The sequence below is a fragment of the Alkalihalophilus pseudofirmus genome, assembly GCF_029094545.1.
GTDB classification, from domain to species: Bacteria; Bacillota; Bacilli; order Bacillales; family Bacillaceae_D; genus Alkalihalophilus; species Alkalihalophilus pseudofirmus.
The window spans coordinates 3207152-3221590 of sequence record NZ_CP117835.1; the positions used below are offsets into that span (position 1 = coordinate 3207152).

The window sequence follows — 14439 nt, forward strand, 5'->3', positions numbered from 1 at the left end:
TCACCTAACTTTTCTTTTTCTTTCATTAATCATACCACACTCATCTAAGCAAATCAGTTTCAGTACACACAAAAAAGAGGAGCATCTATGCCCCTCTTTTTATGTGCGCAAACTAACCTGCGCCAAATGTTCTCTTTATGTTAGAACGCATTTACTGTTGTTTTTTCTACTTTGACTGGTCCCATTCCTCTTGGTACTTCAATCACTTCACTTGTACTAGCACCAAGCGCTTCAGCAATATAATTAGATGCTACATTAGGATCAATACGATCTCCACATGTATAGACATCAATACTTGCATATCCATGTTCTGGGAAGCTGTGAATCGTTAAATGAGACTCTGAAATGATGACTACGCCGCTAACACCATGTGGTGCAAATTTGTGAAATGCTACTTCACGTACTTCTGCACCTGCTTTAAGTGCAGCATCTACAAATGTTTGTTCGATAAAACTCATATTATTCAACTTCTCAATATTACATCCCCAAAGTTCTGCAATAACGTGACGACCCATAGTGTCCATAAGTTGAATCCCCCTTCACAAAAAATTCATGCCTTCTCAAGCATGTAGGATCGTTCAGTTACACGGGGGAAAGTTAGTCCAAAGAGGTCCTAACCCTTTCTGCAAGTAAACGCATCCTGGTTTGCTTTAATTGAAGTTCACGAAAATCAGTATACTTGTTTTATAAATTGAATGCAACCAATCCTTGTCATTTTTTTAAAAGAAATTTTTGCTACATTTTTTAATGTATAGTGAAACAATGACCAGGACTGGTGCAAACATAGGTATACCTTCATTTCATGGGCACTTCTCTTTTGTTAGGGTAACCAAACAGGACATTGCTATGAGCTTATATACGATAAAGCAATCGTACAAACGTTAAAATCAGCTCACATGAGTAGGTTCAGCTATTTTTTTTGCCACAAGATTCATGAGATCGACTACGCGGCAAGAGTATCCCCATTCGTTATCATACCAAGCAAGAACCTTCACTTGACGATCGCTCATCACCATTGTTGATAAACCGTCAATTACAGATGATTGCTCTTCACCGTTAAAATCAATGGAAACAAGCGGTTCGTCAGAGAAACCTAAAATACCTTTAAGTGATCCTTCTGCAGCCATCTTAAGAGCAGTATTCACTTCTTCTTGAGTCACGTCCTTTTTCACTTGAACTACTAAGTCCACTAAAGACACGTTAGGTGTAGGAACACGTAATGCCATCCCGTTTAATTTGCCTTCAAGCTGCGGAAGAACTTTAGCAATTGCTTTTGCAGCCCCTGTTGAAGTAGGAATAATGGATTGTCCGCATGCACGAGCGCGGCGAAGGTCTTTGTGCGGATTATCAATATTCTTTTGATCATTTGTATAAGCGTGTACCGTTGTCATTAAACCGCTTTCAATTCCAAACGTCTCATCAATAACCTTTGCAACAGGTGCAAGGCAGTTTGTTGTACATGATGCGTTAGAAATAATATGGTGATTACCTGGGTCATATTCATGATCATTTACACCCATCACAATCGTTACATCTTCATCTTTTGCTGGAGCTGTGATTAATACTTTCTTTGCACCAGCTTCAATATGATATCCAGCCGTTTCTTGTGTTTTAAATTTACCAGTAGCTTCAATAACAATGTCTACTCCAAGCTTTGCCCATGGCAGCTCACGAGGGTCACGTGAATGAAGCAGTTGGACTACTTTTCCATCAACTACAATCGTATCGTCTTTCGCTTCTACAGGAAGAGTGTATGTTCCATGGATACTGTCATATTTAATTAAGTGAGCAAGTGTTTCTGCCGGGTAGCTCGCATTAATCGCAACAACCTCCACTTCATCCTCAAGCATTGCTTTACGAAATACCATACGGCCAATACGACCAAATCCATTGATGGCAACTTTAACCTTCATTAGAATTCCCCTCTCCAAATATATGTTATACTCAATATTGTTTTTATGTTAATTAGTATATCATATATACCATAAAAGGACGATTACTTTTTGAAAAAAACTGTGGAAAATGTGTGTCTGACTATAAAAAGAACCCTTCTAACTGATTAGAAGGGTTCTTTTGACCAATGTTGTATCACATTTTTTAATTGTTGAAAGGTTTCTTCAAGAGATCGGCTGTTATCTATAATATAATCTGCACGCGATTTTTTATCCTCTAATGGCAGCTGCGAGGCGATTCTTGCTTTTGCATCTTCACTTCCTGCCTGGTCTCTGTCTAGCAAACGGTTCAGTTGTGTTTGTTTATCAACATACACAAGCATCACCCGATCAACAAGATGAAACAAGTTACTCTCAAATAAAAGCGGAATATCAAAAATAATTGTCTCGTGACCTTCGGCTTCATACCTGTCTTTTTGGGCAAGCATTTCACGCCGAACCGCAGGATGAACAATTTGATTTAATTCCGACCGCTTTTTCTCATCCTTAAATATTATAGAACCTAGCTTTTTGCGATTAATCGTGCCATCTTCAAATAATATCTCACGTCCAAACTGCCCTACAATCGCTTCGTAAGCACCCATGCCTGGCTCTACCACATCTCTTGCAATTTTATCCGCGTCAATTATGGGATAACCGTGTTCACTCAGCCAGTTGGAAACGGTAGATTTCCCGCTGGCAATACCCCCTGTTAATCCAATCAGCATATCCGTACCCTTTCTTCCTTACAGACTTAAAATTCCTAAAACAATTAAAAGCAACCCAGGAATAAATGAAAATTTCTTCATCATGCGCGACTCTGAAAAACGGAATCCGCTCTTCATGCCGAGCGTGACAAATAAAGCACTCATTAAGGCCACACTTACAGCCATTGGAATCGGAGAAAAACCAATTAAAGCCGCTCCTATCCCCGCCCCAAACGCATCAAGGGACAGAGCAATCCCAAGCAACACGGCTTCACGGCCAGTAATGGTACCGGAATTGTCAATATCAGCAACCATCGGCTTTCTCAGTATTCGAATAACGACACCAAACATTTTAATTTCAAAGTTCATAATGATCTCATCTTCTTTTGTTTTCTCGGAAGCTTTTGCCGGCCTGAACACTTGATACATGGCCCAAGCTCCAATCAAGATCAAGATCATCCCGCCGATAGAGCCCGCGACCTCAGCTGGCAGAACTCGCTGGATTACACTTCCAAATGCCATAGCTAGTAAAATGGAGGTTGCAGAGCAGCAAGCAATAAAAAGTAAAGATTTGAATGGCAGTTTCATTTTCCTAAGTCCATACGTTAACCCTACACCGAAACTATCTAAGCTCACAGCAAGTGCGAGCGCAAGTAATGAAAGAATCTCAACCATCGTGATAAGCTCCTCCCACCTAGACGATACGATAGTATATGGCAAAAGCCTATCCGATGTACGTTACAATTGGCAATTTGGACAAAAATGAGTGCCTCGGCCTCCCACAACGGTCTTTAAAATGTCCGTACCACACTGACGGCAAGGTTCGTTTTTTCTTCCGTACACATCTAATTTCTGTTGAAACATCCCCATTTCACCTTGACCATTCACATAGGACTTAATCGAGCTTCCTCCCATTTCAACTGCTTCTTCTAAAGTAGAAACAATCGCCTTATGCAATACAGCCATTTCCTCTTTGCTTAAAGAATGTGCTAATCTCTCAGGATGAATACGAGCTCTAAATAATGCCTCATCGACATAGATGTTTCCAAGCCCTACCACCGTTTTTTGGTCTAGGAGAGCAACCTTTATTTTCCGATTGGTTTTCTGAAATGCGTTCATTAAAAGCTCTGAGGTAAATTGCTCAGAAAATGGCTCTACCCCTAAATGAGCTAAAGGCAGGACCTTCTCTTCTGAGCCTTTTGGAAATAGATGCATCGTGCCAAACTTCCTCACATCCTGATACCTTAGCTCTTCCCCATCTGTAAAATGGAAAATAACATGAGTATGAGGAGGCAGCGGCTCTTCTTTTTCATATAGACCATAACGACCTTCCATTCGAAGGTGAGAAACCATTACGATATCATCGAACTCAAAAAGTAAAAACTTCCCTCTTCTTCGTATGCTCCGAATCGTTTGATTCATAAGAAGTGTTTCAAACTCCAAAACATCCGCCGGCTCTTTAATTATATTTGCCCACTTAACGGTTATTCCGGCTATCGTTTTACCGATCACTAATTCTGTTAACGTCCGTTTGACCGTTTCAACTTCAGGTAATTCAGGCATGTTGTCCTCTCTCCTTACTTCGCATCATACCAAGTATCACCGGCTGATATATCAACTTTTAGGGGAACAGCCAGCTCTACTGCATTCTCCATCACTTCAGGAACTATTTTCATCATCTTGTCCACCTCTTCAGGCGGCACTTCAAATATTAGTTCATCATGCACTTGCAAAAGCAGTCTGCTCTTTAGGTTTGCCTCTTCTAAACGAAGAGCCATCTCGACCATGGCTTTTTTAATGATATCTGCTGCGGTTCCTTGAATAGGTGTATTCATTGCGGTTCGCTCAGCAAAGCTGCGCTGATTGAAATTACGGCTTGTTAATTCAGGGAGATAACGGCGTCTGTTAAGCAATGTAGATACATAACCATTTTCTCTCGCCTCTTCTATAATTCGTTCCATATATTCTGCTACATTCGGATAACTCGCTAAATAACGCTCAATGAATTTTGCTGCTTCCTTACGAGTAATCCCCAAGCTTTGTGATAGTCCATAATCACTAATTCCATATACAATTCCGAAGTTAACTGCTTTAGCACTTCTGCGCATCATTGAAGTAACATCTTCTTCACTTACATGGAATACATCCATGGCCGTTTTCGTATGAACATCCATATCTTCTTTAAAGGCAGTAATCAGCTTTTCATCCTGTGCGATATGTGCAAGCACCCGCAATTCAATTTGCGAATAATCGGCAGCAAGGATCTTCCAGCCTTCCTCAGACGGAATAAACGCTTTTCTAATTTTTCGGCCTTCCTCTAAACGGATCGGGATATTTTGTAAGTTCGGGTCCGTAGAGCTTAATCTGCCTGTTTGTGTCAGTGCTTGATTAAATCGCGTATGAATTTTAGACGTACCCTTATGTGTCACTTTTACTAAGCCCTCAATGTAGGTTGAGTTAAGTTTGCCAAGCTGACGGTAATGAAGAATATGACGAATGATTTCATGGTCTTCGGCAAGCTTCTCAAGAACATCAGCCGAAGTAGAATAGCCTGTTTTTGTTTTCTTAATGACCGGCAGACCGAGCTTCTCAAACAGCACTTCCCCTAGCTGCTTAGGGGAGTTAATATTAAAGGACACCCCAGCATGCTCATGAATATGTTTTTCAAGCTCCGCTAACCTGCTTGCTAGATCTTCACCCATTGCTTTTAATTGGTCGATATCAACTTTTACACCTTCTGTTTCCATGCGCCCAAGCACGACCGATAAAGGCATTTCTAAGTCTTTAAACAGCTCAAATTGTTCATTTTTCTTCAGTTCTTCTTCCATCCGCTCTTTCAGTTCATAAATGACATTAGCTTTTCTCACTAAATGTTCAGCCAACACGTCTGTCTCAGGCACTTTTCGTTTAGCACCTTTTCCATACACAGCTTCATCCGCTTGAATACTCTTTGCTCCTTTTCGAGTCGCAATGTCACTTAGGTCATGAGATGAATGAGATGGATCAAGCAGATAAGACGCCATCAGTAAGTCAAAATCAACTCCATCTAACAGCACATCTTTCCACCCTAAAACGACCACACCACGTTTAGCATCTAGCAGCCACTTTTTCTTCGTTTCATCTTTTGCCCACTCAACAAACAAATCAGAACGAAGAGCCGTTTCTGTCGGGATAAAGTACCGGCCTTTCTCATGTACAAGAGCAAACCCTGCAATATCTGCTTGATGATAGTTTTCCTCTAATACTTCAACGACCATAGCAGCGGGCGTTGCGAGATGTTCTTCTTTTACCTCTTCCACTACATCAAAAGATAATTCCTCTAACTCCTTTTCTGCAGCACTCACGCCTGTATCAAATTGATCCACTAACGATTTAAATTCCAACTCTTTAAAGAGCGACACGACTTTTTCTTCATCGTATTCACCAAACTTTAGTTCGTCTAAGGTAAGGTTATACGGAACTTCTGTAAAAATGGTCGCAAGCTCTTTACTCATCAATGCTTGTTCTTTATTTTCCGAAAGTTTTTCTTTAAGCTTTTTGCCAGAAACGTCATCAACAGAATCTAACACGTTCTCAATCGTTCCAAACTGTTTCAGTAATTTAAGCGCAGTCTTCTCACCGACTCCAGGCACTCCAGGGATATTATCTGAACTATCTCCCATCAGTCCTTTCATATCAATGATTTGATGCGGCTTAATACCATATTTTTCATCGATCAACGCTTCATCATATGACTCGACATTCGTAATTCCTTTTTTAGTAAGGACCACTGTGACGTAATCCGAGACTAACTGCAGCAAGTCTTTATCACCAGAAACAACTTTCACTTCCCACTTTTCTTTTTCTGCTTCCTTACTAAGAGTACCGATAATATCATCTGCTTCATAATTATCAAGCTCGAACCTTTTAATATTAAAAGCATCTAATAACTCACGAATTAAAGGAAACTGCTCAGAGAGTTCCGGCGGAGTCTTTTGACGTCCTCCTTTATATTCTTCATATGTTTTATGACGAAACGTCGTTTTACCAGCGTCAAATGCGACAAGCATATGAGTCGGTTTTTCTTCTTGGATAATTTTTAACAGCATCGTAGTAAAGCCATAAACAGCATTTGTATAAACACCTTTATCGTTATTAAGCAGCGGCAAGGCAAAAAATGCACGATATGCAATACTATTTCCATCAATTAATATGAGCTTCTTCAACGAATCGGCTCCTTTCTACACGTTTATTCTTGTCTTTAATTGTAGCATAACGGCTAACGAAAAAGAAAAGTCTCGCATATGCGAGACTTCCTTTTATGAATAATCCTGTTTAATCGATATACCCCATTAGAATACGAGCATACGGAGAGTCAGCAGGTAAGACAATGACTGTTTCTTCACCAATTGTCTGCTCATAAGATTGAAGTGTGCGGTACAACTGATAAAAATCAGGGTCACGTCCGAACGCGTCATTGTAAATAGACGCAGCTTCTTCCTCCCCTTCCCCTTCAATCACACGCGCATCTGCTGTTGCGGTTGCAACAATTTCTTGTACTTCTCGATCTGTATTCGCTTTAATACGGTTGGCTTCGGCGTCACCTTGAGACAAATAATCCTGTGCTGTCGATTGACGCTCTGAAATCATCCGACGATAGACAGCCTCTTCATTTTCCTCTGGTAAATCCGTACGCTTCATTCGAACATCAGTCAAGACAATACCGTAATTGCTGCGTTCTAATGCTTCGTTTACTCGTTCACGAACCATTTCATTAAAACTTCCTCTAGAAGATTTCTCTTCATTAATAATCTCATCAAAATTCAGCTGTCCTAACTCTGCACGGATGGCTGAGAAAATAATTTCACCCATAATCGCTTCCGCACGCTCAATCGTTGCAGCATTAGAGATCATTAATTGCGGGTCTTCTATCCGCCATAATGCATAATGGTCGGCTAGCATTCTCTTTTTATCTAATGTATTAATTTCAGCAGGCGGAATATCATAGATCATTTGATATTTGGGCAGGGTAGTGACTGATTGAATGAAAGGCAGTTTATAATTTAATCCTGGCTCATCTACCACACGCACAACCTCACCAAATTGGCGGACAACTTTATATTCACCTTGTTCAACAATAAACAAATTACTAATAATTGTAGCTAATATCGTAATTAAAATAATGGCCACAGCAATCAATTTCACATATTTACGCCACTCGTCACTAGGACGACGTTCATTTAAATCGACAATGTTCTCGTCACTCATTAGTTACTTCCCCCCTCTGCAGCCTCAGGACGACGCTCAAGCGGTCTAATCGGCAAATAATTAACCGTATCATTGTTGCTGTCCATAATATAAATCTCTGTATTCGGAAGAACTCGATCAAGTGTTTCTAATACTAAACGCTGTCTTGTTACTTCTGGATTGACGACATATTCACTGTATAAAGAGTCAAATAAAGCAGCATCCCCGCGGGCACGCTCAATCCGCTCTGCTTTTGTCCCTTCTGCACGAGAAATAATGGCATCCTTTTCCCCTTCAGCTTCATTTATTTGCTGATTTCTGTATTTGTTTGCTTCATTTATTTTAGTTAAACGCTCCTCACGAGCATCTGTTACATCTGTAAACGCACGACGAACTTCTTCAGTCGGCAGCTCAACGTCTTGTAGTTTTACATCTTGAATACTAATGCCAATCTCGTACATCTCAAGCAGCTCTACCAAATTTTCAAATACTTTCGCTTCAATCTCCGGGCGTTGGTCAGTAAGGGCTTCATCAATACCAGAACTTCCAATTACACCGCGCAGTGCTGCTGAGGTTGCACTGTACAACACAGTTCTAGCATCCTCAGTACTGTATAAATATTGCTCAGGATCTGTGATTCTCCATTGAACAGCAAGATCAGCAAAAAGGATATTCTCATCCCCTGTGATCATCTTTGCTTCATTTGTAAACTCAACCACTTCACCATCTTGCTCACTGTATCCTACTTGAAGATTGTATGTACCTCTAGATAAGATCTCTACTCGTTGAATCGGCCAAGGCATCTTAAACTTCAAGCCTGGTTCTGTGACTGTTTCGTCAACCTTTCCAAATGTAATTAATGCGGCTTGCTCTGATTCATCGACAATATACCAGCCTGTTGCAAGAAATAAAGCAAGAATGGCTATACCGATCAAGGAGACAAACCCAACAACTAATTGTTTGATTGTCATATGTACTCCCCCTCTATTATCATTAGTACTTATACGAGATGACTTTCCAAAAAGATTCAAATCCTATGAAAAAAGAATGATAGATTCTATACGATTGATTCTGTAATGTTAGAAAATCCCTTACTATTATAGTATAGATTCTCTCTAACATGCAGGAAAAATTGTAAATAATGATAAAATGTTGGTGAATTTTGTGTGTGAAGTAGGATGTACAGGAAATGGGAAAAGACGAAAGCTAAGGGGGTGCTTTCGTCTTTTTAAGGGGATGTAAATCAACGTGAACAAACAAATAGATGGGATGAGCACCTAACGTTTGCCCGTATTGATGAAACCGTTCACTAATCATTGTAGATGATCTTCATTAAGCATTAATGAACAGAATGTAAATATATTGTAAAATTTTCATTTTTCTATTCTATCCATACAGCTAGCTTCTCACTGTTTCTTCTATTCAGTCATCTGATCTTTCATAAAATGAATCGTGAACGTTGTTCCATGACCAAGCTCACTTTCAACTGAAAGCTTTCCGTTATGTGCTTCTACTAAATGTTTAACAATCGCAAGACCTAGACCTGTCCCTCCGGAATTTCTGCTCCGTGCCCGGTCTACGCGGTAAAACCTTTCAAATATTCGCGGCAATTCACTTGATTCTATCCCAATTCCATTATCTGACACAGTAAATAAGATTGATTGATGATCCTGTGTGACTGAGACATTAATTTCACCATGGTTTGGAGTATAGGTTATTGCATTGCTGATTAAATTAATCGCAACTTGTTTCAGTCGTTCTGAGTCCCCGTCCATTTCTACTGAGGAGGCTGTATGCAGTGATATAGCAATTTCTTTTGCCTCAGCCTTTGGCCTTAATAACTCAACGGCATCTTGAACAATTTTTGTTAACTCAGCCCGTCCCCAATTCAACCGAAAATAATGTTGTTCTAATTTTGAAAGCTCGAGTAAGTCTTGAATCAAACTTTGCAGCCTTTCGCTTTCTTTATGGATAATCGTTAGAAACTTTTCCATATAAGCAGGATCGGCCATAGCGCCATCAAGCAGTGTTTCTGAAAATCCTTTGATTGAGGTAACAGGCGTCTTTAATTCATGGGACACATTTGCTACGAAGTCTTTTCGCACCTGCTCTAATTTTTTTAGTTCTGTTATATCATGGAGGACAAGTACAATTCCTTTTACCATACCCATTTCACTCACAATAGGAGCTGCATGAATATCAAAGTGCTTTGTATCGATTCCGGTAACAAGTTGTATCTGTTCTCGATGTCTTTTTTCGGTTATAAATATTGTTTGCACAATTTTGATTAACTCTTTGGACTTGAATACTTCATGGTACACCTGATTGAGCCACTTATCTGTATTTTCTTCAAAGATCTCGTGACATTTTTGGTTAATCAGCGAAATATCCCCTCTTGTATTGATGAAAATGAGTCCGCTTCCCATATTGTTTATTAACGTCGCCAGTCTCTCTTGCTGCGCTTCGTGACGTTTTGTTATTTGTTCAAGATTATAAGCAAGTACATTCATAGAACGCGTCAGCTGACCGACTTCATCCTGTTTCCCTTCAAATGTTCTCGCTTTAAAATTACCTTCTGCAAGTTCAATCGCTACTTCTGAAGCATTTTCAATTGGTCTGATCATTTCATTTGCTATACGGTATGTAATCGAACCAATTACAATAAACGCAACTGTAAAGCTGACAATGAGGATTGTCCAAATAGTCTCATTCAACTTAGCAATCGTCTGTGTTGCAAGACCAAGTCTTACATATCCAGATTGCTCAGCATCTACTCGATAAGGAACTGCATAATACAACAGCTCTTGTCCAATCGTATCACTGTACCTCATCTCTGTTCCATTTTTACCTTCACGGACTTCCCTGATTTCAGGCCGGTCTGCATGATTATCCATATCCTCTGGATCGGTTGCGGACTCTCCTAGAACAGTTCCATCTGCTGCAATGATTGTGACCCGGGCATCGAGCCTTTCACTCATCCTGAGCGCCAGTTGCTGTTCATCAATTGCTTCTTCTGAATGAGATTCGATCGTAAAAGCAGCAAGCTCAGCTTCTTTCATTAGTCGATCTGTTAGATGATTTTCATATATATTTTTATATACTTGTCCAATCACTAATCCTAAGCTTGCCATCACAAGCAGCGTAACGCTTAGGATCGCAAAGACAAGCCTGAATTTAAGCTTATGCATGAAGCTGCGGCTCTTCTAATTTATAGCCTAGGCCCCTCACTGTTTTAATGTACACTGGTTTTTTCGTATTCGGTTCAATTTTTTCTCTCAGATGGCTGATATGAACATCCACTATTCTTGTATCACCCACAAACTCATAGTTCCATACTGCATTTAATAATTGGTCTCTCGTCAGCACCCTGCCCTTATGATTAGCTAAATAAAGAAACAGTTCAAATTCTTTTGGAGTCAGTTCTAATGCTTTTTTATGAACGAGAACTTCATAATTTTCAGGAAAAATCTCCACATCACCAATTTTTATGACACGTCCGTTTTCTTCATTATTAGACGCCTCACTTGTCTCTGAGAGTTGAGCGGAACGTCTTAAGATCGCTCGGACTCTAGCCACTACTTCTCTTGGACTAAAGGGCTTCGTCATATAATCATCCGCACCAAGCTCAAGTCCTAATACTTTATCGAACTCATCGTCTTTGGCTGTCAGCATGAGAATAGGCGTCATTTTTTTGTTTTGTCTTAGCTGCTTACAAATATCTAAGCCATCAATTTTAGGTAACATTAAATCAAGTATCAATAGATCAAAAGGTTCATCCTTAGCAAGTGCTAATCCTTCTTCTCCATCTGATGCGACAGTCACTTCAAACCCTGACTGCTCTAAATTAAATTGCAATAGTGTTGCAATCGATTCTTCATCATCTACTACTAAAATTCTTTGTGCCATTTTGTTACCCTCCACACTCTACCTTATGTAGATCTTATATTAAACGGCTTCAAAAACGTCTTACTTATGTACTCATCCCTTTTCATAGTTAGTATACCAAAGTTCTTTCACATTTCATCATTCTTTTCTATTTTACTCGTTTAGTTTTTGGCACTGGTTAAAAGTAATTGAGCAAATAAAAAAGCCTTATGAACATCAGGTCCATAAGGCATACTTCACTGTATCAATCGTTTGGCAGAGCCTGCATTACATTGCGAATAGACTCTACTGATTTTTCTAGAGCAGATTTTTCTTCATCTGTTAAATCAAGTTCAATTACTTTTTCAATACCGTCGCCGCCTAGAATCGTAGGCACACCGGCATATAAATCTTTATATCCATACTCGCCTTCAAGGTAAGCAATTGTAGGAATAACACGCTTCTTATCTTTTAAGATCGCCTCAACCATTTGAGCAAGTGAAGCTGCAGGTGCATAGTACGCGCTGCCATTTCCTAATAAGCCAACGATTTCACCGCCGCCCTTACGTGTACGCTCAACAATCGCCTCGATACGATCTTGTGGAATCAACTTCTCTAATGGTACTCCTCCAGCTGCTGAGTAACGGATTAGAGGGACCATATCATCTCCGTGGCCGCCAAGAACAAAACCAGTAATATCTTCAACTGATAAATTTAATTCTTGTGCAACAAATGTGCGGAAACGAGCCGTATCAAGAACACCAGATTGACCGATTACGCGGTTTTTAGGAAATCCTGATTCTTTATACACAGTATACGTCATAGCATCTGCTGGGTTCGTTAAAACGATAATATAGCAGTTTGGCGAGTGTTTGACTACTTCTTTCGTTACAGCTTTCATAATACCGGCATTAGTGCTGACTAAATCGTCACGGCTCATCCCTGGCTTACGAGCAATACCTGCAGTGATCACGACAACATCTGAATCCTTCGTATCTTCATAGCTGGATGTGCCGATAATGTTTGAGTCCACACCTTGTACAGGCGTTGATTCAAGCATATCTAATGCTTTCCCTTTAGTCGGCCCCTCTAATTGAGGGATGTCCACTAATACAACATCGCCAAGCTCTTTTTGAGCGACCATTAATGCTGTAGTGGCTCCGGTAAAACCTGCACCGATAACTGAAATCTTTCTACGCTTAATTGCCATCTTCATCAACTCCCAGTTAGGATAGTGAAACGATTTTCCATAAATTAAGTTTATACCATTTTACCCTTAGATACAAAGAATTCAAAAAGCCCTAAATAAGGACTTTTTGAATTCATAAACGTTTTATGATCTTAAAGATTTTTAATTAACTCATCAGCAAAGCCTGAACATTTCACTTCAGTTGCACCGTCCATTAGACGAGCAAAGTCATATGTTACTACTTTACTTGCAATTGTTTTATCCATAGAAGCCATGATTAAGTCAGCAGCTTCGTTCCAGCCTAAGTGACGAAGCAATAGCTCACCAGATAGAAGAACAGAAGATGGGTTTACTTTATCAAGTCCAGCATACTTAGGTGCTGTACCGTGTGTTGCTTCAAAGATTGCATGACCAGTATCGTAGTTGATGTTTGCTCCAGGAGCAATTCCAATACCTCCAACTTGTGCAGCAAGGGCATCAGAAATGTAATCACCATTCAAGTTCATTGTAGCTACTACGTCGAACTCTTTTGGACGAGTTAAGATTTGTTGTAAGAAGATATCAGCAATTGAATCTTTTACAATGATTTTGCCAGCAGCTTCTGCATCAGATTGAGCTTTATCTGCAGCGTCTTTGCCTTCTGCTTCAACAATCTTGTCATATTGAGCCCAAGTGAATACTTTATCTCCAAATTCACGCTCAGCTACTTCATAACCCCAGTTCTTGAAAGCACCTTCTGTGTACTTCATGATGTTTCCTTTATGAACTAGTGTTACACTCTTACGGCCTTCATCAATTGCATATTGAATAGCCGCACGAACCAGTCGGTCTGTACCTTCTTGTGATACAGGCTTAATACCAATACCAGATGTTTCAGGGAAACGGATCTTGCTAGCTCCCATTTCTTCACGAAGGAATTTGATTAATTTCTTTACTTCATCAGAACCTTCTTGATACTCAATTCCAGCATAGATATCTTCTGAGTTCTCACGGAAGATAACCATGTTCGTATCTTCAGGACGTTTAACAGGAGATGGAACTCCTTCAAAGTAACGTACTGGACGCAGACATACGTACAAATCTAACTCTTGACGTAATGCAACGTTAAGCGAACGAATTCCGCCGCCTACTGGTGTTGTAAGAGGGCCTTTAATTGCGATCATGTATTTTCGAACCGCATCAAGAGTTTCATCCGGTAACCAGCTTCCAGTTTCGTTGAATGCTTTTTCACCAGCTAAAATTTCTTTCCAAACGATTTTCTTTTCGCCATTATAAGCTTTCTCAACTGCAGCATCCATTACACGTGAAGCTGCTGCCCAAATATCAGGACCAATTCCGTCACCTTCGATATAAGGAACAATTGGGTTATTAGGGACATCAAGTACCCCGTTATCTACCTTAATTACATCTCCGTTTGCCATGTTACATTACCTCCCTAGATTGATAAAGCTGTCTTTCTTTTTGACAAGTATGACCTTGTCCGCTTATTACGTATGTACAAGGAGATAAAAGCTCCTTGTTA

Annotated in this window: 12 protein-coding genes; all 12 read right to left on the reverse strand. The window is 40.0% G+C overall.

The features are described from left to right. Nucleotides 1–140: 140 nt before the first annotated feature. The gene (gene speD, locus PQ478_RS17035) at nt 141–524 is read right to left on the reverse strand and encodes an adenosylmethionine decarboxylase (RefSeq protein ID WP_012960004.1); all 384 of its coding nucleotides are present in this window, start codon (nt 522–524) and stop codon (nt 141–143) included. Between the two features lie 363 nt (nt 525–887). Continuing rightward, nucleotides 888–1913 carry a glyceraldehyde-3-phosphate dehydrogenase gene (locus PQ478_RS17040; RefSeq protein ID WP_012960005.1) on the reverse strand — a complete coding sequence of 342 codons (1026 nt, stop codon included), beginning with the start codon at nt 1911–1913 and terminating at the stop codon, nt 888–890. Nucleotides 1914–2059: 146 nt separating this feature from the next. After that, a complete protein-coding gene (gene coaE, locus PQ478_RS17045) occupies nt 2060–2659 on the reverse strand; it encodes a dephospho-CoA kinase (protein WP_289234944.1) in 600 nt (199 codons plus the stop codon). A gap of 18 nt (nt 2660–2677) precedes the next feature. Further along, entirely contained in the window at nt 2678–3313 is a 636-nt protein-coding gene (gene ytaF, locus PQ478_RS17050; RefSeq protein WP_012960007.1) for a sporulation membrane protein YtaF, read from the reverse strand. Between the two features lie 63 nt (nt 3314–3376). Further along, the gene (gene mutM / locus PQ478_RS17055; RefSeq protein WP_075681420.1) at nt 3377–4201 is read right to left on the reverse strand and encodes a DNA-formamidopyrimidine glycosylase; all 825 of its coding nucleotides are present in this window, start codon (nt 4199–4201) and stop codon (nt 3377–3379) included. A 14-nt stretch (nt 4202–4215) separates the two neighbouring features. Further along, nucleotides 4216–6843 (reverse strand): DNA polymerase I, encoded by a 2628-nt coding sequence (polA, locus tag PQ478_RS17060; RefSeq protein WP_289234945.1) that lies wholly within the window; start codon nt 6841–6843, stop codon nt 4216–4218. Between the two features lie 109 nt (nt 6844–6952). Next, complete coding sequence (gene hflC, locus PQ478_RS17065) at nt 6953–7885, reverse strand: protease modulator HflC (protein ID WP_022628830.1); 933 nt, start codon at nt 7883–7885, stop codon at nt 6953–6955. Further along, complete coding sequence (hflK, locus tag PQ478_RS17070; protein WP_012960011.1) at nt 7885–8835, reverse strand: FtsH protease activity modulator HflK; 951 nt, start codon at nt 8833–8835, stop codon at nt 7885–7887. The genes hflC and hflK overlap by 1 nt, the downstream gene beginning before the upstream one ends. A 447-nt stretch (nt 8836–9282) precedes the next feature. Next, nucleotides 9283–11052 (reverse strand): two-component system histidine kinase PnpS, encoded by a 1770-nt coding sequence (pnpS, locus tag PQ478_RS17075; protein WP_289234946.1) that lies wholly within the window; start codon nt 11050–11052, stop codon nt 9283–9285. Next, on the reverse strand, nt 11045–11770 hold the full coding sequence (locus tag PQ478_RS17080) for a response regulator transcription factor (RefSeq protein WP_289234947.1): 726 nt from the start codon (nt 11768–11770) through the stop codon (nt 11045–11047). The genes pnpS and PQ478_RS17080 overlap by 8 nt, the downstream gene beginning before the upstream one ends. 223 nt (nt 11771–11993) lie before the next feature. Then, complete coding sequence (gene mdh, locus PQ478_RS17085; protein ID WP_289234948.1) at nt 11994–12938, reverse strand: malate dehydrogenase; 945 nt, start codon at nt 12936–12938, stop codon at nt 11994–11996. 131 nt (nt 12939–13069) lie between these two features. Beyond that, the gene (icd, locus tag PQ478_RS17090; RefSeq protein WP_075681430.1) at nt 13070–14338 is read right to left on the reverse strand and encodes an NADP-dependent isocitrate dehydrogenase; all 1269 of its coding nucleotides are present in this window, start codon (nt 14336–14338) and stop codon (nt 13070–13072) included. Nucleotides 14339–14439: the final 101 nt, after the last annotated feature.